The following is a 23,357-nucleotide window of genomic DNA, read 5'->3' as shown; positions in this document are numbered from 1 at the left end:
ACTTAAAACTTCAGTTTGAGGCGGTATTAATTCGATAAAAATAAAATCACCGTCATTTACCAATAATTTTAATATTAATTTAAAGTTAGGTATATTTGGCAATGACTAACTCAAACGTTTAATCAGCAATCATTTAATGAAAGTTCCTAAATTGTTATTACTTGCAGGCCTTACAAGCCTGACAGCTTTTTCTCAGGAGATTATTCCTAACAACCAGCCAAAATTTGATGACATAACCTACCGCCGTGGCAACGATTTCCGCTCTGCTTCCGGAAAACCTGCTGCAAAGTATTGGCAAAACAGCGCAAGCTATGTTATTGAAGCCGAACTCGATGATAAAGCAAACATCCTTAAGGGCAGGCTTACAATGACCTATATAAACAACAGCCCGGAAAGCCTTGATTATATATGGATGTGTGTAGAGCAAAACCGCTTTACCGAAACATCGCGGGGAACGCTTACAACCCCAATACAGGGAAGCCGTTATGCCGGCGACGTTGATGGTGGTGTTACGATTACTAACCTGAATGCAAAAACCAAAGGTGATGCTTCAAATAAATTCCTGATCTCAGATACACGTATGCAGGTATTTTTTAACCAGCCACTTAAAGCCAATGGCGGTAAAGCTACCGTGAGTATGGATTTTGAGTTTAAAATTCCTGAAGCGGGCATGGATCGTATGGGGCGTCTTGATACAGAGAAAGGCACTACCTATTCTATGGCACAATGGTATCCAAGGGTTGCTGTTTTTGATGATGTGGTGGGATGGAACACGGAACCTTATCTTGGTGCAGGCGAATTCTATTTGGAGTATGGTGATTTTGACTATAAAATTACCGTTCCATACAACCATATTGTGGTAGGATCGGGCGAACTGGTTAATGCAAAAGAAGTGCTTACAAAAGAGCAGCTTAAAAGACTTGAGCAGGCCAAAAACAGCGACAAGACAGTATATCTTGTAACTCCTGCCGAGGCTGCCAATGCTACTGTTACCCGCCCTGTGCAAAGTGGTAAACTTACGTGGCATTTTAAAATGACTAATTCGCGCGATGTTGCTTTTGCATCTGCTAAAAATTTTATTTGGGATGCTGCCCGCATAAACCTGCCAAGTGGCAAGAAAGCTTTGGCACAATCGGTTTATACTGCCGAAAGCGATGGCCCTGATGCATGGACACGCAGTACTGAATATACCAAAGCTTCTATAGAACATTATTCTAAAATGTGGTTTGAATTTCCTTACCCAAATGCGGTTAACGTAGCCTCGAATGTTGGCGGTATGGAGTATCCGGGTGTATCGTTTTGTGGTGCTACCAGCGTAGGCGCCGACCTTTGGGATGTTACCGACCACGAATTTGGCCACAACTGGTTCCCAATGATCGTTGGTTCTAACGAACGCCGTTATGCCTGGATGGACGAAGGTTTTAATACGTTTATAAACTACTATAGCTCTACAGCTTTTAATAATAATGAATATCCAAGCGATGTAGCAAAGAGTCGTGCAAGAGTGCCATGGTTAAAGTCTAAATACAGGGAAAGCATTGCTACCTACCCTGATGTGGCAAGACCAATGAACCTTGGATATACTGCCTACTATAAACCGGCTACAGGGCTTATAATGTTACGTGAATATATTTTAGGGCACGAACGCTTTGATAATGCTTTTAAAGATTATATTAAAGCATGGGCTTTTAAACACCCTCAGCCTACCGACTTTTTTAATGCAATGGACAATGGTGCCGGAGAAAACCTGAACTGGTTTTGGAGAGGCTGGTTTATTGAAAATGCCAACATCGATCTTGGTATAAGCAAAGTAACCGAAGCTAAAGATTCATCAGTAATTACATTTACAAACAATGGCACTATGCCTGCCCCTGTGGTATTTAAAATTACTTTTGAAGATAACAGCAGCGAAGTGCGCACATTGCCTGTAGAGGTATGGCAACGCGGCAACGAGTGGGATTATCTTGTAAGATCGCCTAAAAAAATAAGGGCAATAGACATAGACCCGGGACGATTTGTTCCGGATATTAATATCAACGATAACTCATGGGTTAAAGAATAACCTTTTTGAATATTATTAACAAGGGCAGCTTCTGTAAATGAAGCTGCCCTTGTTATTTTAGTTACTTTTGGTTCTTTACTAGAATAGGATATTACACGAAACAACTAATCTGTCAATTTCTTATATTCAAAAAAATCTACATCTACGTATCCGCCTACCGATTTGGTTGCATAATTGAATATAGCGAATTTAGTACCCATAAATAGTTTCCTGTAATCAAACTTCATTTTAAATTCTCCTCCAATACGTAACCAGTTTTTATTATCAAGGCTGTAATAAAAAGTTGCAATGTCTTTATTGAGGTTAAAATTGGCATCGATGCGCAAATAAACACGGTTAGAGGCTATTTCGACATTCTCTTTTTCTTCTTTTTCTATACCAGAGATATTCTTTGTTCCTTCATAAAAGCTAACAACATTTGTGCATAATGACAATACTTTCTTATTACCTGAGCATGTAATACCTAAAATAGCCGAATGACCGTTAAAAGCACTGATACCTGCTACGTCGCCATCCCGCATTTTAGAAATATCCAATGCCACTACTCCGCTGCACTTTGGCCCTTCCATGCGTTGCGTTAGTGTGTTTGGGGCTTCATACAGGTTTGCAACTACCCTGTTTGTTTTTAGCCTTAAATATCCTTTACGTGCAGTAAGAGACCATGCATTGTTAACCGGAGTATGGTTCCATTGCCAGTTTATTTTTAATGTATTTGAAGAAAAATCATCACTTTCTACAACATTCCAACCTGTATTGTGTTCTTTTAAAGGTATACTGCCGCTTAGAGGCACATGACCATTATCGTCGCCAAGCATAGGCCAGCCGTCAACCCAACGACAGGGCATGAGCAAAGGAACCCTGCCCACAGCCTCCCGATCCTGAAAAACCAGGCCATACCAATTACCGTTAATGTCATCAATTATACATCCTTGCCCTACGTATGGAAAACCCGCAAAATTATCTTCGAGTATTACTTTCTTTTCATAAGGCCCCGTAATTTTATCGGCGCGGTAGCACACCTGCCTGCGCTTGCCTCCCTGAGGCCATGATATCATTAACAAATAATACTTATTGTTGTACTTTATTACCTGATTGCCCTCTAAAAGTCCGGTTTCACTGGCATCTTTATCAAAAATATTTACATCGACACCACCTGGCTTTACATCACTCAGGTCTTTTTTAAGTTCTGTTAGGTGCGTGCCCGAATAAACATAAGGCGTATCATCATCATCAAAAAATAAAGAGGCATCATGGAAATGTTTTGTGCGCGAAACCAATTGCCACTTACCCGAAGGATTGTTTGCCTTGTAGATATATGACTTAAATGGTTCATCGTTTGGAGAGAACAAAACATAATAATTGCCCTTATGGTAACGTATTGACGATGCCCACTGCCCCTTGCCATAAACGGTACCGTCTTCAAGATTATACTTCCTGTTATCGGTAAGACTGTCAAAAACATAGCTGACCGTTTGCCAATGTACCAAATCTTTAGAATGCATTATAGGAGCCCCCGGCATGAGGTGCATGGTTGTGCTTATTAAATAGTAATCGCTGCCCGATCTTGTTATTGAAAGATCGGGAACATCTGCCCACATTATCGGGTTTGTATAGCGAGTACTTTCAGTTTGTGTTGAAGCTTTGTTTGTCTTACCTGGCTTAGGTTGCGCTGTAACAAAGGAGGTAAAAAACAACGTGAGACCAATATAATATATATAGCTTTTCATTATGCTAAGGCTTAATGTCATTACCCGATGTGGCATATAAACCAATAAGGCTGCCTGTAAAACCTCCGGCAACATCGGTAGAAAGTATATCACCCGATACTGTTCCACCAACGTTCTTGTAATTTACTCCATCTACGCTGTAGTTAAACATATAGTCATCACCCTGAGCAATTACCTGTAAATGCAGGTCTTTCTTGTATTTTATCTTTTCGGTTGATACCAGTTCAGATATTCCTTTTTCAGTCCGTTCAAGCACTACATAATATTCGCTTCCCTTTTTAGTTACCCCAAAAACATAATTATACTTTTCGTTTTGATAGCACACTAATCCGGCAAGCTCTTTCTCAGAACCAGGCTTATAGTTTAAAGCTGTTTCCGCTTTAAAAGAGGCATGCTGTTGCCTGTAGAATAACGTCGACGTAGGCACAGCTGCTTGAATGTTAGTATCAAAGGGTATAATTTTCAGACCTTGTTTGGTTAAGGTAGTAAAGCTTTCCCTCCACCCTCTTATACCTATCCACTTAAGATCTAAAACATTAGTTTTGAACTGATCCTGAAAAGTAAAATTACCATTAGGAAAAAAACCGTTCTTACCTGTTTGGTTTGTAACACCCTCCGGCATTTTTAATTTAGGTTTAAGAGGCACTAATCCATTCTCGAAAACAGGAAATTCGCCACTCCAGTCTACAGGAACCATAAAAGTTTCGCGGCCTGTATTTACACGGTCTTTATTATTAGGGCGCACCGCCAAAAACACTGCATAGTATTTCCCACCAGGGCCTTCAACAAGATCGGCATGGCCTGCCCAGTCTACTTTATCTTTTCTGTCTTTGGCAAAATAACGCTGTGTAAGTATCGGGTTATTTTTAGCTGGTACAAAAGGCCCTGTTGGGCTATCTGAAGAAAAAATAACTTCGCTGTGCCAGTCTCCTGTACCGCCTTCTGCACACATTAAAAAATAGCGGCCATCTTTTTTATACATGTGCGGCCCTTCGATCCATATGGGCTTTTGGTTTATATCTGTTCCGCCATTAACCAGTATTTTATCTGTTCCGGCAATTACTTTATCTGTAGCAAGATCATATTCCCATAATTTAATTACCCTATGACCATTATACAATTCTGTTCCGGCTGGAGGAGCATCATTATGAACCACATAAGCCTTACCATTGTCATCAAAAAAGAGTGATGGGTCTATACCGTCAAACTGTAGTTTTATAGCATCTCCCCAACCTTTAGCGGGGTCTTTTGTTTTAACCATCATATTACCCATACCACCCGCAATTTGGGTGGTAATCATGTAAAACGTATCGTTATAAGGATTATACTTTATATCAGGGGCATAAATTCCCTGAGAAATGCCCGACTTTTCTACCTTTAACTGAGAGGGTTTATCGAGCACATGACCTATTTGTTTCCAGTTAACCATATCGGTACTATGAAAAATGGGCACACCAGGAGTCATGGCAAAAGAAGAATTAACAAGATAATAGTCTTTGCCCTTGTGTGTTATGCTTGGATCAGGGTAACATCCCTGAAGTATGGGGCTGTAAAACTCATTTGGCTGTAACGGATTCTTTTCATAAATGGCATCATTTCCTTTGTAACTGAATTGTGTAAAAACGGGAGCATTTCTACTTTCTTTCTTCTTACTATCCTGAGAGTACGCTCCAGATAATGGTAATGCAATAAAAAGCAAAGAGGCAAAAAGTCTTTTTAGAGATGTAATTGGTTTGTTTTTGTGTTTCATTGTGTTATTAAATATGAGTAAGGTTTGGTAATATATAAACAACAGTAATGGTATATATGACTACAAGTATAATTCATATATTTAAAAAACACAAATAATGAGCCTATAAATTATAGATATAGAAAATAATCTACGAAAATTTAATAAAGAGAATATTATAAGGGTTTATAGAAATAATAAATGCCTCCTATAAAGGAGGCATTTTTATGCTGAGTAAATTAAAACTAATTGTATCCCCTGTTTTGGGTAAAGCCTCTATTTACATCCATTACCTGCTGCGGGATAGGAAACACCCTGCGGAAAGGCTGTGAAGCCGGTTTAGCCGATGTCATCCTTGCGGCATCAAACTTACCAAAACGTACCATTTGTGGCCTTCTCCACATTTCCCAATACATTTCAAAACCTATTTCGCGAAATAATATATCCATATCTATTGTTGGTAGGGCTACACCAGGGGCATTTGCATAAAGCGACTCGCGTGTCCTGCTTGTACGCAATATGTTTACATCTGCAAGAGCAGCACCGTTATCACCTTTACGAAGATATGCTTCTGCCCTCATAGTATAAATACCACCCAAACGGTATAGAGGGATATCTACATTACTTGCGCCATTACCAGCCTGCGGGTCAAATTCAAACTTAAAGCAGCGTGTGCCACGGTTTATTTGGTTTTGTGCAAATACAGCCTGTGTTGGGTTATCAAAATTTAGGTCGGGTGTAAAATCCATAGGAGTAGTGGCACTTTTTTCACATACAAGAGATGATACTTTTATCCTGCCATCTACCATTTCAAATGCACCAGATGGAGTAAGCCTCGGACCATATTGCTGTCCAACCTGTATGCCACGGTTAAAGTGGAACCAAGGCTGAGTAACGCCCGAAATTGTAGCGGTTACAGCAGGTACGCTAACATCGGTACCATCGTTCATAAACCATGTACCGTCGGCATACTGGTACTTACGGCTAAAGCGCGGATCATTATGATGACCTTCCCAGCTTGCATAAAATTCCGGAGTAAGACACGATGCATTAGTGCCCCTGTTAGTAGGAGAACATCTTTGGTTACGCTCCATAGAATTATAAGCAAGGTCGTTACTGCCATTATGCTGGTTGTCTATTTTTTGTGTGATAGCAAAAATAAGCTCTGGTGCACCCGAGTTATTAATATCAAAATTGGAGAAATAATTGCTGGCAAGTGTAAACCTTCCGGAATCTATTAAAAGGCTGGTGTAATAAATAACCCTGTCCATATCAGTATCGGTACCACTTACAGCAGCTTCATTAAAATTAAAACTTGATGTTTCATTATAGCGGTCTTTAAACACAGCACGGTTAAGATACATGGTAGATAGCAGTGCATAAGCTGCCTGTTTTGTAAACCTGCCGTTGTGCGTGCGTTGTTGGCCAAGATCGGCAAGTTGTGGTATAATAGCCTCAACATCCAATATCAGGTCATCTATAGCATCGCCAGCCTGTAGCATCTGTATAGGTGCGCCGGCTACAAGCGGGTCGCGGTAAGGAGCCTGTCCGTAAAGGTCCAGTGTATGGTAAGTATAAAAAGCAAGCATACCTTTTGCCTCGGCAAGCAGCAATTCTTTTTGATCATCGTTACCATCAGTTATTGCTTTAATAGCCACTAAAGAGCGGGTAATACCATCTGTAATCCTGTTAAAGTTATCTGTAATTACGGCATTATCCGGAGCCCATGTAAACTCGTGCATAGCACGCCATTTACCACCGTCTCCCCAGTCAGATCCACGTGTAGGCAATATACTAACGTCGCTGGTATGCTCCTGCATGGCAAGCATGCCACCGGCATTTGTAAAAGTATCCTCGCCTAAACGGTCATATACGGCTGCAAGTGCATTGGTAGAGCTTGATGTTTCGCCTACCAAAACTTCATCAAGCACATCTTCGTCTAGGTTGGTACATCCTGCCAATACTACAGTAAGACAGGCTGCAATTATAATTTTATTGTTAAATATTGTTCTTAATTTCATAGCGTTATATTTTAAATGTTGCACCAATTATAAAAGTTCTTGCTGTTGGATAGTTTCCATAATCAATACCAAGAGACTGGTTACCATTACTAGCTTTGTTACTGTTGATTAACGGATCGAAACCAGAATAATTAGTTATAGTAAATAAGTTCTGCCCTGTAACATAAAGATTAAGGCTTTGCATCCAGGCAATGCTCGGATGTCTGAAAGTATAACCTATACGGGCACTGTTAAGCCTTATAAAATCTGATTTTTCAAGATACAGTGATGAAAGCTGTGGTGCGTTCGACTGGTTTGCGCCAGAGGCATTGTAATCAGAAAGCGTATTCCTGTCTGATGCAAGGTTGTTAATATTTAAGGCATTAAGGTTTGTATTGTTTAATAAATAACCACCTGTTTGACCTATTACAGAGAATGAAAAATCAAAATCTTTATAACGCATATTACTATTAAGGCCATAAGTAAACTTAGGTATTGCACCTTCAAATATTTTACGGTCGTTATTATCGATTACGCCGTCGCCATTCTGATCCTTGAATATTTCAGCACCATTTTCATCAAATCCTATGTGTTCTCTTAAATAGAAAGATCCTGCTGCATAGCCACTTTTATAAATATTACCCATTACTCCTGACTGACCCGGACCTGATATAGTACCTGATAAAATTTGTGACACGGGGAGGTCTTTAATTTCGTTTTTAAGAGTAGCACCATTTACATCTACATCCCATGTAAAATCTTCAGTATTTACTATCTTAGAACCTAACATAAATTCAAAACCGCTGTTTACAATTTTGCCATCCATATTTGTCCAAACATTAGGTGTAGAACTTAAAACCGGAGCAGGAATAAAGAGAATAGCATCGGTAGTAGTTTTATTGAAATAATCCAGGGTACCATATAGTTTATCGTTCCAAAGGCTAAAATCAACACCGGCATTAAATTGTGTTACTACCTCCCATTTAAGGTCAGGATTAGCAGTTCTTGAGTAGGTTACACCATTTATCAATCCCAAATCGTCATATAAGTAATATCCGTCTGCAGCAGTTAAAGAGTAGCTGGCCTGTGTAACTTTATTTTGTACTTCCTGGTTACCAGTCTGGCCCCAGCTTGCACGAAGTTTAAGGTTATTTATAATAGACGAACCTTTAAGGAAATTTTCTTCAGAAATATTCCAACCCGCCGCTGCCGATGGGAAGTAACCATATTTATTGTTCTCACCAAAACGTGTAGAACCATCTGCCCTTAACGATGCTGTTAAAAGGTATTTACCGTCAAAAGCATAATTGACCCTGCCAAAATAAGACTGTAATTCATTAACCTGAGCAAAGCCTGATGCGCCAGATCGTACGCCTACATAGCCGGGGTTGATAGACGGTTTAATCCCTACTCCCCTTTCGTTTATCTGGTCTACTATAAAACTTGTACCACCTGTTTCAAATTTTTGGTATGAGAAACCTGCCATCGCATCGAACTTATGTTTACCTGTAAGGAAATCATACGTTAAATAATGTTCTATAAGTGAGTTTTTAGAGTCTACATTACCTTGTACATAACGTCCTGTTGTGCTACGGTCTGTAAGGTTACGATAAATTGTAGTATTTCTTTCTGCAACAGATCGGTCAATACCTAAGTTCAGCTTATACTCAAGTCCTTTCAGTATCCTGAAAGATGTTTCCATATTACCCAGTACACGTGTTGTGCGGGTTACATCTTCATATATGCTTAACAGATATGCCGGATTGTAGTGGGCATTCATGTTAAAGTTAGTATAGTTACCATCTGCATCAAATACAGAACGGGTAGGGTTTGCCATCAGCGTATGGATAATCAGCTGTCCGTCAGATCCTCCATCATCACTCGTTGGCACACCGTCATCTTTAGTTTCGCTGGCAGTAAGGTTTATCTTTATTTTTAGGCGTTTATCATCTAAAAAAGATTCAGCAGCATTAATCCTGCCTGTTGTACGCTTAAAGTTGCTGTTATTAACAATACCTTCCTGATCCATTTGCGCTACAGATACATAGTAATTACCACTATCTGTGCCTTTAGAGAACGAGAATGAGTTATTTTTTGTAACTGCACTTCTAAAAATTACATCCTGCCAGTCTGTATTACCTCCATGGTCAAAAGCAGGATCTGTTATAGCACTGCGGTATTCATCTGCACTAAGCACATCGAGCTTGTGCATTATATCTGAAAAACCTATATAAGAATCAACCGTAAATTCGGCTTTTCCTTTGCTACCGCGTTTAGTGGTAACTATTACCACGCCGTTAGATCCTCTTGCTCCGTATATAGCAGCTGCCGAAGCATCTTTTAAAACGGATATAGATTCGATATCACTTGTATTTAAAAAGTTTAACGGGTTTTTTGCTGCCGAAGCACCAAAACCAACGTTGGCACCTGTAGGGCTTACACCGTCGTTGGTCAACGGCACGCCATCTACCACAAAAAGCGGGGTACTGCCACTACGGATAGAACCTACGCCCCGAATGTTAACGTTTATACCTGCGCCCGGCTCGCCGCTTGTAGGGGTAACGCGTACACCTGCAATTTTACCTTGTAAAAGCTGGTCTGTAGAGATGTTTACACCCTGCCTAAATTGTTCTTCACTAATTTGGCTAACAGCTCCTGTAACGTCCTTTTTAGATTGTTTACCGTAACCTACCAATACTACTTCTTTAAGTTCAGAAGAATCCTGAGACATTTTTACAGTGATCTCTGCTCCGGTAACTGTTATTTTTTGGCTTTTGTAGCCTATGTATATTACATCAAGTGTAGCACCTGTGGCCGCAGCAATTTCAAAATTACCGTCAAGATCTGTAACGGCAGTAATTTGAGTGCCCGTAACCATTACCGTAGCTCCTGGTAAAGGCATGCCGTTTTCGTCTAATATTCTACCTTTAACAGTTTGCTGTATTGCAGCTGCAAGGGTTTTATTAATTGCAAAGGGCTTGCTTGATACTGCTGCCTGTCCTGCCGACAGCGATAGCAGCGCCGGCACTATAAAGCAATATCCCCTTAAGTTTAAAGAGTTGATTTTTAAATTCATTTTTGTGTTATTATGTTTTGGTTTAGATGTTCAATCTGCGTTGTTGTTTTTACAGTTTTTGGCTAAACTGTAATGAAGATGTAGTAGTTGTTTTTTAGTTCATTGGCAGTAAAGTTTTAGTTGTATTGTTTTATTGTTGTTTATGTGTGCTCTCTCTAATATTTGTCCGTTGTTTTTAGCTATTGTAAAAACTGTGTAAATATTGAGTGCGAAATAACACAATGAACGGGCAAATTATTTTTCGGGAAGGTTATCTTTAAATTAAGGGAAATCATGTTAAAATGCAGTAATCAGCATTGTATGTTTCCTTAATTTTAAGCAGGATATTAACTACAACGTTTCAAAATGAAGCTTACTTATAAATGCACAAACATTTTGTTAATATTAAGTATGGCTTTTGTTTTACTTAACCTAACATACCGGTAATATTAGCAGGGTAATTTTACCGCTCTTAAAAACAACTACTCTAACACAACTTTTATGAATTTAATTACTAAGGCATTTTCGTTCGCATTTGCCGCTGTTTTTATTACTGTACAGGCGCAGGACGACAACACAAAAATTAATAGAATACAGGTAATAGGCTCTCATAATAGCTATAAACAGGCTATAGAACCTGCACTTTATAAAGCGATTACAGAGAAAGACAGTACTAACCGTCTTAGCGGACTGGAATATGAGCATATCTCTATACCGGAACAATTAAGCATGGGGTTACGGAATCTTGAAATAGATATTAATGCCGACACTAAAGGAGGCCGCTACGCCCATCCAAAAGGTCTTGATCTTGCTAAACCCGAAAAGTTGTATGACCCAGCCGGTGTAATGAAAAAACCGGGATTTAAAGTTTTCCACGTTACTGATATAGATTTTAGGAGTTCGGTTCTTACTTTTGAAGAGTGCCTCAAGGTTCTCAAAAAATGGTCTGATGAGCATCCAAATCATACACCTGTGTTTATTACGCTCGAACCTAAAGACGGAGAAGTGAACCGTTTTGGTACAGAGCCCGAAATGTTTACCCCAGAACTGTTTGACCAGGTGGATGCCGTTATAAAAGCAAATCTTGGTACTGACAAACTTATTACCCCTGATATGGTTAGAGGCAAATATAAAACACTCGAAGAAGCAGTACTTAAAGGTAACTGGCCTACTTTAAAACAGGCCAAGGGCAAATTTCTTTTTATTTTAGATAATAATGGCGAAAAAAGAGACATGTACATAAAAGGACATCCATCTTTAAAGAATCGTGTTGTATTTGTTAATGCCCAGCCCGGTACTCCGGAAGCAGCCACTCTTTTTAGAAACAATCCGGAAGACGCTACTATTGCCGACCTTGTTAAGAAAGGCTACATTATTCGCACCCGTGCCGATGCCGATACTAAAGAAGCACGTGCCAACGATTACAAACATTTTGAAGATGCTAAGAAAAGCGGTGCTCAAATAATTACAACAGATTATTACCAACCAAGCAAGTTCTTTAATTCACCCTATCACATTAAGTTTGACGATGGCGGATATTTTAGGCTAAATCCAGTAAACGGCAAAAAATAAATAGTTTTGTTTTATGTATTTTTCAGCTGCGGCATCAGTAATATGATGCCGCAGTTTTTATTTATCAATATATAACTAAGTTGCTGAATTTAATATTTTATAAAAATTTTAAATGCTTTATGGCTTTTACGATATGCAAAAATCTTTAGTTATTAAATTACTCTTATTACCTTTATTGCTTTATAAACAGTAAACATGAAATCAATAAAAATTGCAGGGGTTCCTGAGCATTTTAACCTGCCATGGCATCTATGCATTGAAAACAGAGAATTTACAGACAAAAATATTGACCTGCAATGGACCGATGTTCCTGAAGGAACCGGTAAACTTTGCCAGATGCTTCGAAGTGGTGAGACCGATATTGCCGTAATTTTAACCGAAGGTATAGTGAAGGATATTGCCGCCGGGAATGAAAGCAAAATAGTACAGATATATGTAGAATCACCTCTAATATGGGGAATTCACGTTGGAGCTAATTCATCATACAATTCCCTTTCTGATTTGCAGCATGGCAAAATAGCAATTAGTCGTTATGGGTCAGGGTCACATCTAATGGCTATAGTAAATGCACAGGAACAGGGCTGGAATACAAAAAAACTAAAGTATGAAGTTATCAACACGCTCGACGGTGCAGTAGAAGCTTTAACAAACGGTACGGCAGATTATTTTATGTGGGAACGTTTTATGACCAAGCCAATTGTAGATAAAGGTATTTTTAGACGTGTAGCCGACTGCCCTACCCCATGGCCAAGTTTTGTAATAGCAGTTCGCAACAAAGTTTTGCTAAACGATGCCAAAACCATTGGAACAGTTTTGGATATTATAAACCAAAAAACAGCAGGTTTTAAAAATATTCCTGATATTAATATTATCCTTGCCGAACGTTATGGACAAAAAAGAGAAGATATTAGCGAATGGCTGAAATTAACTTCATGGTCTCAGCAGAAACTTAGTAAATCTGCGTTGGATATTGTACAAAACCAGTTGCTCGAATTGGAGATTATAGATAACAAAACTGCCTTTGAAACTGTAACAGGATAAAACCTGTGCATAAAATGGTTAAACAGCAATCTTTCAGCATACAAAATTTAAAGCAAAGGCTTCAGGTAAAGAAGCCCTGGGATTCTGTTATCATATTTGTACTAAATATACTCATAGCCATTCCGTTGTTTATTATACTGCATCAAAACCTAATAGACCCGGAGTGGCCTTTTCATATCGACAGGGTACTTATATTTATAACGATGCTGGTGCTTATACAACTGGTATTAAGGCTGCTAAAAACCATTCTTATAATCTGTATAGCCATTTATCTGATGGTTTTAGTATACGGATCGGTTTTTGGGAGTTATGGCTTTAATGCAGTCTATGAAGATTATCGCTCTATGGTCTACACTATGGCTGATGATCCTAACCCTCAGGATATTATTATTTATAAGTTATTGCCTTTCCCAAATAAATCACAAATCATAGATGCTGTAGATTATGGCAACCCCCAGGTTCGCAATTTTGCTGCTATGGCCACTACAAAATATTTTAAAAACGTAAAAGGTTACAAACAGCACCGTAGACTGATACAATGTTTTGCTGTATTTAAAGAAATAAGGAATCGCTGGAATTATCTTGATGACCCTAAAGGACGGGAATATATTGCCAGTGCCGATGAATCTTTACAACATTTTTCTGGCGATTGTGACGATCATGCTATATTGATGGCAGCATGTATTAGGGCAATAGGCGGAACGCCACGAATTATTCATACAGGTGGGCATCTATACCCCGAAATGCTTGTCGGTACAAAAGCCGACCTCGAAACAGCCAACTATCTTATAAAAGAAGTATTATTTGTAGAGGAAAGCCGTGGCAAAGAAATTCACTATCATGTGGATGAACGCGGACAAATATGGCTTAACCTTGATTACACTGCGTTGTTTCCCGGTGGTCCTTTTATGAGTGAGGAAATATTAGGTGCATTAACTTTCGATTAGATCAATTAAAAATCAACATTCCATTGCAATTCGGTGTTGTAAGTCAATTTTCCATTCACAACTTCAAGTGGGCAATCAAAATTATTAGTATAAAGAGCTCCCGTACCAAGACCCTGCGGCATGGAGTTATTTTGCAAATATGTCCATTGCGCAATAGCATTAAGCCCTATATTACTTTCAAGCGCAGACGTTATCCACCAGCCAATATTATATTTTTCGGCAAGGGCAATCCACTCAGCACAGCCCTTAAAACCACCTACTAAACTGGGCTTTAAAATTATGTATTGAGGCTTTATTTTTTGCAACAATGCATCTTTAGCTTCGTGGGTAAACACACCTATCAGCTCTTCATCCAAAGCAATAGGTAAAGGTGTTGTTTTACACAACTCTGCCATGCTGTCATGCTGGTGCTGTTTTATTGGCTGTTCAATACTATGTAATTTATATTCAGATAACTGAATCAATTTACCTAAAGCTTCGTTTGAACTAAAAGCACCGTTAGCATCTACCCTAATCTCTATCTGTTCGGGAGTAAAATTATCTCTTATAAATCTTAACAACCCTAGTTCATAGACAAAATCTATCGCTCCTATTTTGAGTTTTATGCAGTTAAAACCCTGCTTAATTTTATCTTCTATCTGCTCCTTCATGTAAGCCTCCTCTCCCATCCAAACCAATCCGTTTATAGGAATTGGAGCTCTACTTTGCGTAAATTCTGAAGGGAATAAAAGATAAGGATTTTCGGCTTCGAGCAACCTGAATGCAGTTTCAACACCAAATTGTATAGATGGAAATTCGATCAGTTCCTCCCATAATTTATCCTGTCCCAAATGAATATTTTCACATACCCATTCTAGTTTTTCTTCATAGTCAGGACGATCATCAATACTAAGCGACCGCAATATGCCACACTCTCCTATTCCCCGTTTACCCTCCTTTTCGAGGATAATAAACCAGGTTTCCTTTTCGGTCATTACACCGCGTGAAGTACCACTGGGACGCTTAAAATTTAGAATGTATTTTTGGTAGGATGCGTTCATAGAAAAATTACGAATTTCAAATTACAAATTACGAATTACGAAGTGTCTTTTGAATACTGCCAATCAGCCTTAATAACTCTTCAGTATCTGCCAAAAGGCTTGTGCATTGTTCCGGAGACAAATAATCAGTATCCTTTAAAAGCCTTATCCAATAATGTGTTTCTCTGGCTTCTTTGTAAGCAATAGTAAGCTTTGCGAAAAAATCATTTTTACTTTGTCCTCCTATTGCTTCTTCTACATTTGCCCCAATTGATGTACCACAACGCAAAAGCTGCTTAGACAAAACAAATTCTTTTTGTTCTGTAATGAGATATTTATATACTTTCACGATACGAATTGCAAAAGCATAACTCTTTACCTGAACCACATTATCTGCTTTCATTTTCGTAATTCGTAATTTGAAATTAGTAATTATCTACAACTCGATCGACGAACCAATTTCTAAAAGCATAAGGTCTTTACCTTTATCAAAAAATTTCTTTTTAGCCTGCTCATGGTCTATTTTTATATAACCAAACGTATCATAGTGATAACCCAACACTTTGTCGCACTCTACAAAATCAGACGCTATAATAGCATCTTCAACGTCCATTGTAAAGTTACTGCCTATAGGTAAAATAGCAAGGTCTAATTTTGTGCGAAGCGGTATAAGTTTCATGTCATAAGTAAGTGCAGTATCTCCGGCAATGTAAATATTTTTATGCTCGCTCTCTATTACAAAACCACCCTGGTTGCCTCCATAAGTACCATCAGGAAACTGGCTCGAGTGTATAGCATTTACATACTTAACCGAACCAAAATCAAATTTCCAGCTACCACCGTGGTTCATTGGGTGAGCATTAAAGCCTTTTTTTGTATAATAAGTAGCAATTTCTGCATTAGAAACTATTGTTGCCCCTGTATTCTCTGCAATAGCTTCTACGTCCAGTATATGGTCGCCATGTGCATGGGTTATTAGTATATAATCAGCTTTAAGCTGCATAATATCAATATGGCTTGCCAGCTCGTTAGCTGTAATATAAGGGTCTACCAAAATGTGTTTGCCGCCAACTTCTATACCAAGGCTGGCATGGCCGTAAAATGTAATCTTCATTCTATTTGTTGTTTATAGTTTATAGTTTTGGGTTGATGGTTATTAGTTGTTAGTTGTTAGTTGTTAGTTGTTGGTACCTGTAATCGGACTCAGACATCCGACCTCAAACTTTCAACATTATAACTCCTCTACTGCATCGCCAAACACAGCATTACTGAAAGGAAGAATGTTCCAAGAGCTACTTTTTTAAGCTCCGGGTCAAGATCTTTTGGAACAGTATTTTTTGCAACAGTACGTATGTGCATTATAAACGGCGCATAAGCTACTAAAAAGACGTATTGCCCCGGGCGGAAATTATTTAATAATGCAAAAGTTAATATAAGCACAAGCGCGGTAATAATAATAAAATAATGATACAGCTTTGCAGCCTTTGCTCCCATTATAACCACCAGGGTGTTTTTACCCGACAGGGCATCACCCACCTGATCGCGCATATTGTTCAGGTTAAGTACTGCAACACTAAGCAAGCCTACTGAAATGGCTGGCATAATTATAAGTCCGTCAATATTTTTAGCGAATAAAAAATAACATCCCAGTACACTTACAAGCCCAAAGAAAATGAACACGAAAAGATCTCCCAATCCACGGTAGCCGTAAGCTGATTTTCCTACTGTATATTTTATTGCAGCCGCTATGGCAGCGAGGCCAAGGAAAAAGAAGAACACTGAATACCCAAAATTCTCTTTTCCAAAAGATAGGTAAATAAGTATTACAGCAGCAATGAGCGTAAGGATTGAAGTAATAATTATACCTTTTTTCATAGCTTCAACAGTAATACTTCCACTTTGTATAGCGCGCTGCGGACCAATGCGGTGCTCATTATCTGTACCTTTTACACCGTCGCCATAATCGTTGGCAAAGTTAGAAAGTACCTGTAACCCTAATGTAGTAACAAGCGCAAAGGCTAATATTGTCCAATTAGCGAATCCTTGTGAAAAAGCATAAAAACTACCCACCAATATTCCTGATACCGATAATGGCAGTGTGCGTAAACGTGCGGCCTCAAGCCACGCTTTTATGTTCATTGTGTTTATTTTGTTTATAGTTTATGGTTGTTGTTTATGACTACAGCGAAGCTCAATCTGAAATCTAAATTCTAAAATCTAAAATTAAACTACATCCAATTCTTCTCAGTAGTTTCTACCTGATAAAGCCAGTAATTAGCCAGTTTTTTTAGTTGCGTAAAGTTAGCCAATCCAAACGATACTGTGCCGCCTGCCGTGTATAAATTAACAATACCAACATCAGATGATTTTTGCCAAAAAAACTGTTTGAGTTTTATGGCCTGAATTTTATGAGGTGCAACATAATCGTTATCAATGTCCCAGGCTCCGCTTTGTTTTATAATAAAATCAGGCGTTATAAAAAGCCTGCTGTTTTTAAAGGCAAAAAATATCAGTACTCCTACAAACACACTGTAAATAGGGACGAACACTACATATTCAATTGTTTCCGGTAATACATAATAGGCAAACAAAAAAAATATACCGATCGGTATTATAAGAAACTTAAAAGTTTCAAATATCATTTTTCTAAAATTAGGCTTAACAGCAAAACCACGTTCAGGCATTTTTTCCAGCAGAAACTGCAGCAACATATTCTTTTCTGCTTCGCTGCACCCGGGAATTTCTATAGCCGACTTCTGTTGTTCTTTATTACTGCTTTCAAGATCAGACGCCTGTCGGACTTTTACATCGTTTATATCAAATTTCTTCTGAAAATAATTACGCCCAACAGTTACTATCTGCACCTTTTCCGGTCTTATAATGGTGTTTCGGGTATTTATAAGTCCATGAGATAACAGCAGGGAATTTTGCTCTTTTGTAACCCTGAAATTGTAGTACCTCACAATTGTACGCACAAGGTTTACCATGAGGGTAAGAAAAATTATAGCGAATATTATGAACGATACAAAGCGCAATACCACATCGGTATTCACATATTCTTCGATAACCTTATCGTCTACATTTCCATATTTAAAAAGTTCATCGAGATGCTGTAGCGTAGATATAAAAAAGGCCAGTAATAAACCAAAACTTCTGATATAATTAGAAGTTATACCGGTCTTTAAAAGACTTAGCAGGCTAACTTCTATAAAAGGCTTTTGTTTTTTAGGAGAAACAGCAGTTTCAGTATTGGTCTCTTCAACTTCTTCAAAAGCATCAGTGCTTTGCAAAAGTCTTTCTTTTAAGATAAGAGCATGTTCATGGCTAATGGCCTTAATGATAATTTCTTTTTTATTGCTTCCGGCAGTATCAACTTCAAGAGCATGTACGCCAATTATTTTTTGCAGCAACGACTGGTTAATATTAACCTGTTGTATTTTATCTAACGGAATACCAATACGTGTTTTTTTTAGTATGCCTTTACTTACAACAAATTCCTGGGTATCTTCATCAACAAAAAACCTGAAGTTTAAATAGTTAAGATAACCTATTATTAATGTTATCACCAAAATAATCCCACCATACAGCCAAAGCTTTTGAATATCTGAATCACCTTTTAATAATGTAACCAATAATATTGGCAAAAAAGCCCTGACACTGTTTTGAAGGGCATCGCCAAACAAAACAACAATACCTATAAGCGACTGGCGTTGCGGCTGGCTAAAATCACTCTTCATTGGCCTGTTGATTTTGTATTTTGCCCACAAGCAAATGCTTTATGGCAATGGCCTGTTCTTTTTCTATACCTGGAATGGTAATATCGCTGCCGGTAGCCCCTGCCGTAAATACTTCAATAGAGGCAAGGCCAAGCCAACGCGCCACAAGCCCTTCGTGCTGCGCCACGTGTTGCACACGGTTGTATGGAATTATAGTAGTAGTTGTAGCTATTGCACCACTGCGGTAAATAACATCGTGTGCACGAAAAGCATAAGCCTTGTTTTTAAAACTTACAACCTGCACTATTATAGTAAGAACCAAAACAACACTATAACCAATAGTTATACCTAACCAGTGCGGCTGCATTTCATCAATAAAATAAAAGCCAGCTCCGGCAGCAATGGCAATAAGCCCAAATACTAAAGCAATGTTAACCCATATTACTGTAAGATAAGATGAATCTATAGGCTTAAGCACAGCCTCTTCATATTGAGGCAATTGCAGCGTGTCTATGGTTTCGTTTGTAAAAGGCTGTTCCATTTTTTAGTTGTTGGTTGTTTAGGGTTTATTGTTTAGAGTTTATTGTCGCCTCGGTAACTATAAACAATAAACCACAAACCGTTTTACGGTATCCACTTAATATCTTTAAAGTTTGGTTTTCTCTTTTCAAGGAAAGCATCGCGTCCTTCTTTAGCCTCTTCGGTCATATAGGTCAAGCGTGTCGCCTCTCCTGCAAACACCTGCTGTCCAACCATGCCGTCATCAGTAAGATTAAAGGCAAACTTAAGCATTTTGATAGATGTTGGCGATTTTTCGAGTATCTCCTGAGCCCATTGGTAGGCAGTATCTTCAAGTTCTGCATGAGGTATTACAGCATTTACCATGCCCATATCATAAGCTTCCTGAGCAGAATAGTTCCTGCCTAAAAAGAAAATTTCGCGCGCACGCTTTTGCCCTACCATTTTGGCTAAATAGGCCGATCCGTAGCCACCGTCAAAGCTGGTAACATCAGCATCGGTTTGTTTAAAAATGGCGTGTTCTTTGCTGGCAAGCGTAAGGTCGCACACCACATGCAGGCTGTGCCCACCACCTACTGCCCAACCCGGCACCACGGCAATTACTACTTTTGGCATAAAACGTATCAGTCGCTGTACTTCAAGTATGTTAAGGCGTTGCATACCGTCGTCTCCCACATACCCCTGCTGGCCACGGGCTTTTTGGTCGCCCCCGCTGCAAAAAGAATAAACACCGTCTTTAGTAGATGGCCCCTCAGCACTTAACAATACTACACCTATCGAAGTGTCTTCGCGGGCATCTATAAAAGCCTCAAAAAGTTCGGCTGTTGTTTTGGGCCTGAACGCATTGCGCACATTGGGCCTGTTAAAGGCAATACGCGCTACACCATTACATTTTTTATAGGTTATATCTTCAAATTCCTTTACGGTTTTCCAGCTAATTTTATCCATTTTGTAAGTAATAATTTATCGTAAAAATAGGCAATTTTGGTTTAGCCCTAAAATAAAATAAAGCCGAAACTGTAAACATACTGCTTTTCAAAACTTTATATTTTTTGGGTACAATAAATCTAAATTTTAAATGTTAACCTTGTATAAAAACCGTTTTATAAAAGTTTGGTTTGGCTATATTTGCCGTTTACGTATTTACTGATAATGAAGATCAAAAGACTAATCCCATATATATCTATACTTTTACTGGCTGGCTGCAAAAAAGAGAATAAAGAACTCGCTGTACACGAAGAGCAAAATGTAAAAGACACTGTACTGCACATAACACCACTTAATATTGAATTAAATAAGCTTACCCAAGGCTATAAGAATAATAAAAAGAACGCTATACAACACTTTTATAATAAGATCTGGCCAAAAGGCGACCTAAGCGGTGGTTTTTTGGTTGCCAAAAACGGACAAATATTGTTTGAGAAGTATGGTGGTATTGCCAACCGTAAAACTAAAGAAGAAATAACGGCAAACACTCCCATACACATAGCATCTGTAAGTAAGGTGCTAACGGCAGCTGTTATACTGAAACTGATAGATCTTGACAAACTTAGCCTTGACCAAAAGGTTCAGGAAATATTGCCCGAATTTCCGTATGAGGATATAAATATACAAATGCTGCTCAACCACCGCAGTGGCCTGCCCAACTATGCTTATTTTACAGATGACCGAAAAATTTGGGATCGAAGTGTGTTGACCAACCAGGATGTACTGAACCTTTTTGCGCAGCATAAATTTGGGCTGTATTTTAAACCCGATAAAAAGTTTGGTTACTGCAACACCAACTACGTGATGCTTGCCCTCATAATTGAAAAGGTTACGCACATGAATTATCGTGACGCCATGAAAAAGATAATTTTCGATCCACTGGGCATGAAAAATACATTCGTATTTAATTATGAAACCGACAGGGAAAAAGTATCGTTATCCTATAAGGGCAACAACGTGCAGTATGGATTTGATTTTCTGGATGCCGTGTATGGTGATAAGAACATCTACTCTACTCCACGCGACCTGCTAAAATTTGACCTTGCCACCTACTCTAAAAAATTCCTGAACCCGAAACTTGTTAAAAAAGTTTTTAAGGGTTACAGCTATGAGCATAAAGGCGAACGCAACTACGGCTTGGGCATACGTATGCACGAATGGAAAACAGGCGAAAAACTGTTTTACCACAACGGCTGGTGGCATGGCAATACTTCGTCTTATGTTACCCTTAAAGGAGATACCGTGGCACTTATTGCCCTAAGCAACAAGTTTTCTTACAAACCTTACAAAATATGGAAACTGTCTACTCAATTTGGTAAATATCCTATTGAGCCCGATAAAGATATCGGTGCAGAGTAACCCTGTTTTACAGCAAATTAAATATCAACATTAGCGTGTTGATATTTTTTTATTTAAATACTCTACTAATTTAGTAGAGTATTTATATTTTTGTACTGTATTAAAGTTTACATAATGGAAAATTTAAACTACCTGGCATTTGCCATGCCTGCCTTCTTTCTGTTTGTTTATATTGAGTATAAAACGGCTCAGTATAAAAAGAAGGAAGATCTATTTAAATATGAAAGTTCAGTATCTAATGTAAGCATAGGTATTGCCGAAAGGCTACTAAATCTTTTTGTTGCAGGCAGCTTCTATCAACTTTATTATTGGGTGTATGATAATTATAAAATTTTTGATGTACCTGCCAACTGGATTATTTGGATAGCCCTGATCCTTGCCACCGATTTTGTTTGGTACTGGTACCATCGCCTTGGGCATGAAGTAAATATTTTTTGGGCTGCCCACATAGTGCACCACCACAGCGAAGAATTTAATTTTACAGCCGCCGCCCGCATTACCACGCTGCAGGCTATAATACGTACCGGGTTTTGGTGCCTGTTGCCGCTGCTGGGCTTTCACCCCACCATGGTTATCACAATGCTTTTAGTGCACGGTAGCTACTCTTTTTTTACGCATACTCAAATAATCGGGCGCATAAAATGGCTGGAATATGTTTTTATAACCCCATCTCTCCATGGTGTACATCATGCATCAGACGAAAAATACCTTGACAAAAACTATGGCGATATGTTTGTGTTTTGGGACAAGATATTTGGTACTTTTCAGGTAGAGGAAGAAAAACCTAAATATGGCCTTACCCACCCTTTAAAAAGTTATAGTTTTTTATGGATGCATTTTCATTATTACTTTGAAATATATGAAAGTTATAAGCGCGCCAATGGAGTGAAGGCAAAATGGAAAGCAGTGTTTGGGAGTCCTGCTGATATGGATCAGGACATAAGGCCCGAACTTGAAAAACGTTTTTTGCAGGATCGAAACCTTAAACTAAAACAACTCAGGTTTAAAGGATATTTAGCGTTTCAGGTAGCCATAAGCACAGCAATGCTTATGTGGTTTACATTTTATTATACATCGCAATCACTACCCGATAAACTGTTTACAGCAGCGTTTATTTTAATAACGCTTATAAACTGCGGAGCTTTGTTGGAACAACGCAAATGGATATATTATTTAGAATATGGCAGACTGCTTATTCTTAGTGCTTACATTTTGTATATACAGGGATATTTTGAATACCTGTTTATTCCGGCTGCTGTGATGCTGCTTGCCGAAAAATCATTTTCTCTGGGAAGACGTTATCAAAACTATGTATTGCAAACCAAATAAAGTTATGTTATGAATATAGCCGAATTAAAACTACAGTTGATAAATAAAATAATGACGCTTGACGATGCAGAATTTGCTCTTAAAGCAGAAAAGTTATTGAATGACGAAAGCCACTCGGTTAATGAGAAAGGTTCAGTACCCGACAGTACAATTATAGCCTACAGGTCTAATGGGCAGCCTTTAAGTATTAAAGATCTTAAAACTGAAATACTCCAAATTACAGACGATACAAAATCGGGCGCGCATTGCAGTACCAAAACCCGCCTGAAAGGAATTTTGTGGTTATAGAAGCCAA

18 protein-coding genes are annotated in these 23,357 nt (G+C 38.6%); 7 read left to right on the top strand and 11 right to left on the bottom strand.

Annotated features, from left to right (window positions below):
• Nucleotides 1-136 precede the first annotated feature (136 nt).
• Nucleotides 137-2,062, top strand: a complete 1,926-nt coding sequence (locus GR160_RS04120; protein WP_160748555.1) for a M1 family metallopeptidase — start codon at nucleotides 137-139, stop codon at nucleotides 2,060-2,062.
• 104 nt (nucleotides 2,063-2,166) lie between these two features.
• Here GR160_RS04120 and GR160_RS04115 read toward each other — a convergent pair whose 3' ends face one another.
• The 4 genes from GR160_RS04115 to GR160_RS04100 form a co-directional block, all read right to left on the bottom strand.
• The gene (locus GR160_RS04115; RefSeq protein WP_160748554.1) at nucleotides 2,167-3,789 is read right to left on the bottom strand and encodes a glycoside hydrolase 43 family protein; all 1,623 of its coding nucleotides are present in this window, start codon (nucleotides 3,787-3,789) and stop codon (nucleotides 2,167-2,169) included.
• A 4-nt stretch (nucleotides 3,790-3,793) separates the two neighbouring features.
• Nucleotides 3,794-5,539: a glycoside hydrolase family 43 protein gene (locus GR160_RS04110; RefSeq protein WP_160748553.1), complete on the bottom strand. Its 1,746-nt coding sequence runs from the start codon at nucleotides 5,537-5,539 to the stop codon at nucleotides 3,794-3,796.
• A 224-nt stretch (nucleotides 5,540-5,763) separates the two neighbouring features.
• Nucleotides 5,764-7,539, bottom strand: coding sequence for a RagB/SusD family nutrient uptake outer membrane protein (locus GR160_RS04105; RefSeq protein ID WP_160748552.1), 1,776 nt, complete (start codon nucleotides 7,537-7,539; stop codon nucleotides 5,764-5,766).
• Nucleotides 7,540-7,543: 4 nt separating this feature from the next.
• Nucleotides 7,544-10,594, bottom strand: a complete 3,051-nt coding sequence (locus GR160_RS04100; RefSeq protein ID WP_160748551.1) for a TonB-dependent receptor — start codon at nucleotides 10,592-10,594, stop codon at nucleotides 7,544-7,546.
• 480 nt (nucleotides 10,595-11,074) lie between these two features.
• Between GR160_RS04100 and GR160_RS04095 the strand changes: the two genes are divergently transcribed.
• From GR160_RS04095 to GR160_RS04085, 3 genes are all read left to right on the top strand, one after another.
• Entirely contained in the window at nucleotides 11,075-12,145 is a 1,071-nt protein-coding gene (locus tag GR160_RS04095; RefSeq protein WP_160748550.1) for a phosphatidylinositol-specific phospholipase C1-like protein, read from the top strand.
• A 195-nt stretch (nucleotides 12,146-12,340) separates the two neighbouring features.
• Nucleotides 12,341-13,186, top strand: coding sequence for a substrate-binding domain-containing protein (locus GR160_RS04090; protein ID WP_160748549.1), 846 nt, complete (start codon nucleotides 12,341-12,343; stop codon nucleotides 13,184-13,186).
• A 14-nt stretch (nucleotides 13,187-13,200) separates the two neighbouring features.
• Nucleotides 13,201-14,133 (top strand): transglutaminase domain-containing protein, encoded by a 933-nt coding sequence (locus GR160_RS04085; RefSeq protein ID WP_160748548.1) that lies wholly within the window; start codon nucleotides 13,201-13,203, stop codon nucleotides 14,131-14,133.
• A gap of 5 nt (nucleotides 14,134-14,138) precedes the next feature.
• On the opposite strand, the gene GR160_RS04080 is transcribed toward GR160_RS04085, so the two are convergent.
• The 7 genes from GR160_RS04080 to GR160_RS04050 form a co-directional block, all read right to left on the bottom strand.
• Nucleotides 14,139-15,173 carry an o-succinylbenzoate synthase gene (locus tag GR160_RS04080; protein ID WP_160748547.1) on the bottom strand — a complete coding sequence of 345 codons (1,035 nt, stop codon included), beginning with the start codon at nucleotides 15,171-15,173 and terminating at the stop codon, nucleotides 14,139-14,141.
• Between the two features lie 28 nt (nucleotides 15,174-15,201).
• Nucleotides 15,202-15,555, bottom strand: coding sequence for a four helix bundle protein (locus tag GR160_RS04075; protein ID WP_160748546.1), 354 nt, complete (start codon nucleotides 15,553-15,555; stop codon nucleotides 15,202-15,204).
• Nucleotides 15,556-15,588: 33 nt separating this feature from the next.
• Nucleotides 15,589-16,266 (bottom strand): metal-dependent hydrolase, encoded by a 678-nt coding sequence (locus tag GR160_RS04070; protein WP_160748545.1) that lies wholly within the window; start codon nucleotides 16,264-16,266, stop codon nucleotides 15,589-15,591.
• 128 nt (nucleotides 16,267-16,394) lie between these two features.
• Entirely contained in the window at nucleotides 16,395-17,291 is an 897-nt protein-coding gene (gene menA, locus GR160_RS04065; protein WP_202390706.1) for a 1,4-dihydroxy-2-naphthoate octaprenyltransferase, read from the bottom strand.
• 89 nt (nucleotides 17,292-17,380) lie between these two features.
• Complete coding sequence (locus GR160_RS04060) at nucleotides 17,381-18,889, bottom strand: PH domain-containing protein (protein WP_160748544.1); 1,509 nt, start codon at nucleotides 18,887-18,889, stop codon at nucleotides 17,381-17,383.
• Entirely contained in the window at nucleotides 18,879-19,409 is a 531-nt protein-coding gene (locus tag GR160_RS04055; RefSeq protein ID WP_160748543.1) for a PH domain-containing protein, read from the bottom strand. Before GR160_RS04055 ends, GR160_RS04060 begins: the two co-directional genes overlap by 11 nt.
• A gap of 83 nt (nucleotides 19,410-19,492) precedes the next feature.
• Nucleotides 19,493-20,335, bottom strand: a complete 843-nt coding sequence (locus GR160_RS04050; RefSeq protein WP_160748542.1) for a 1,4-dihydroxy-2-naphthoyl-CoA synthase — start codon at nucleotides 20,333-20,335, stop codon at nucleotides 19,493-19,495.
• Between the two features lie 204 nt (nucleotides 20,336-20,539).
• On the opposite strand from GR160_RS04050, the gene GR160_RS04045 reads away from it, so the two are divergent.
• The 3 genes from GR160_RS04045 to GR160_RS04035 all read left to right on the top strand — a co-directional run bounded on the left by GR160_RS04045 (nucleotide 20,540) and on the right by GR160_RS04035 (nucleotide 23,350).
• The gene (locus GR160_RS04045; protein WP_160748541.1) at nucleotides 20,540-21,733 is read left to right on the top strand and encodes a serine hydrolase; all 1,194 of its coding nucleotides are present in this window, start codon (nucleotides 20,540-20,542) and stop codon (nucleotides 21,731-21,733) included.
• Between the two features lie 114 nt (nucleotides 21,734-21,847).
• A complete protein-coding gene (locus GR160_RS04040) occupies nucleotides 21,848-23,062 on the top strand; it encodes a sterol desaturase family protein (protein WP_160748540.1) in 1,215 nt (404 codons plus the stop codon).
• Between the two features lie 9 nt (nucleotides 23,063-23,071).
• On the top strand, nucleotides 23,072-23,350 hold the full coding sequence (locus GR160_RS04035; RefSeq protein WP_160748539.1) for a hypothetical protein: 279 nt from the start codon (nucleotides 23,072-23,074) through the stop codon (nucleotides 23,348-23,350).
• Nucleotides 23,351-23,357 lie beyond the last annotated feature (7 nt).

Source organism: Flavobacterium sp. Sd200, assembly GCF_009826935.1.
Lineage (GTDB): Bacteria > Bacteroidota > Bacteroidia > Flavobacteriales > Flavobacteriaceae > Flavobacterium.
This window is presented reverse-complemented; position numbering and strand designations above follow the sequence as displayed.

What these genes read in the sequence shown, in the direction of transcription:
- GR160_RS04040 (WP_160748540.1), top strand. Translation starts at nt 21,848, where the DNA reads ATGGAAAATTTAAACTACCTGGCATTTGCCATGCCTGCCTTCTTTCTG.
- GR160_RS04080 (WP_160748547.1), bottom strand. Translation starts at nt 15,173, where the DNA reads ATGAACGCATCCTACCAAAAATACATTCTAAATTTTAAGCGTCCCAGT.
- GR160_RS04045 (WP_160748541.1), top strand. Translation starts at nt 20,540, where the DNA reads ATGAAGATCAAAAGACTAATCCCATATATATCTATACTTTTACTGGCT.
- GR160_RS04070 (WP_160748545.1), bottom strand. Translation starts at nt 16,266, where the DNA reads ATGAAGATTACATTTTACGGCCATGCCAGCCTTGGTATAGAAGTTGGC.
- GR160_RS04120 (WP_160748555.1), top strand. Translation starts at nt 137, where the DNA reads ATGAAAGTTCCTAAATTGTTATTACTTGCAGGCCTTACAAGCCTGACA.
- GR160_RS04105 (WP_160748552.1), bottom strand. Translation starts at nt 7,539, where the DNA reads ATGAAATTAAGAACAATATTTAACAATAAAATTATAATTGCAGCCTGT.
- GR160_RS04100 (WP_160748551.1), bottom strand. Translation starts at nt 10,594, where the DNA reads ATGAATTTAAAAATCAACTCTTTAAACTTAAGGGGATATTGCTTTATA.
- menA (WP_202390706.1), bottom strand. Translation starts at nt 17,291, where the DNA reads ATGAACATAAAAGCGTGGCTTGAGGCCGCACGTTTACGCACACTGCCA.
- GR160_RS04055 (WP_160748543.1), bottom strand. Translation starts at nt 19,409, where the DNA reads ATGGAACAGCCTTTTACAAACGAAACCATAGACACGCTGCAATTGCCT.
- GR160_RS04060 (WP_160748544.1), bottom strand. Translation starts at nt 18,889, where the DNA reads ATGAAGAGTGATTTTAGCCAGCCGCAACGCCAGTCGCTTATAGGTATT.
- GR160_RS04110 (WP_160748553.1), bottom strand. Translation starts at nt 5,539, where the DNA reads ATGAAACACAAAAACAAACCAATTACATCTCTAAAAAGACTTTTTGCC.
- GR160_RS04035 (WP_160748539.1), top strand. Translation starts at nt 23,072, where the DNA reads ATGAATATAGCCGAATTAAAACTACAGTTGATAAATAAAATAATGACG.
- GR160_RS04090 (WP_160748549.1), top strand. Translation starts at nt 12,341, where the DNA reads ATGAAATCAATAAAAATTGCAGGGGTTCCTGAGCATTTTAACCTGCCA.
- GR160_RS04115 (WP_160748554.1), bottom strand. Translation starts at nt 3,789, where the DNA reads ATGAAAAGCTATATATATTATATTGGTCTCACGTTGTTTTTTACCTCC.
- GR160_RS04085 (WP_160748548.1), top strand. Translation starts at nt 13,201, where the DNA reads ATGGTTAAACAGCAATCTTTCAGCATACAAAATTTAAAGCAAAGGCTT.
- GR160_RS04095 (WP_160748550.1), top strand. Translation starts at nt 11,075, where the DNA reads ATGAATTTAATTACTAAGGCATTTTCGTTCGCATTTGCCGCTGTTTTT.
- GR160_RS04050 (WP_160748542.1), bottom strand. Translation starts at nt 20,335, where the DNA reads ATGGATAAAATTAGCTGGAAAACCGTAAAGGAATTTGAAGATATAACC.
- GR160_RS04075 (WP_160748546.1), bottom strand. Translation starts at nt 15,555, where the DNA reads ATGAAAGCAGATAATGTGGTTCAGGTAAAGAGTTATGCTTTTGCAATT.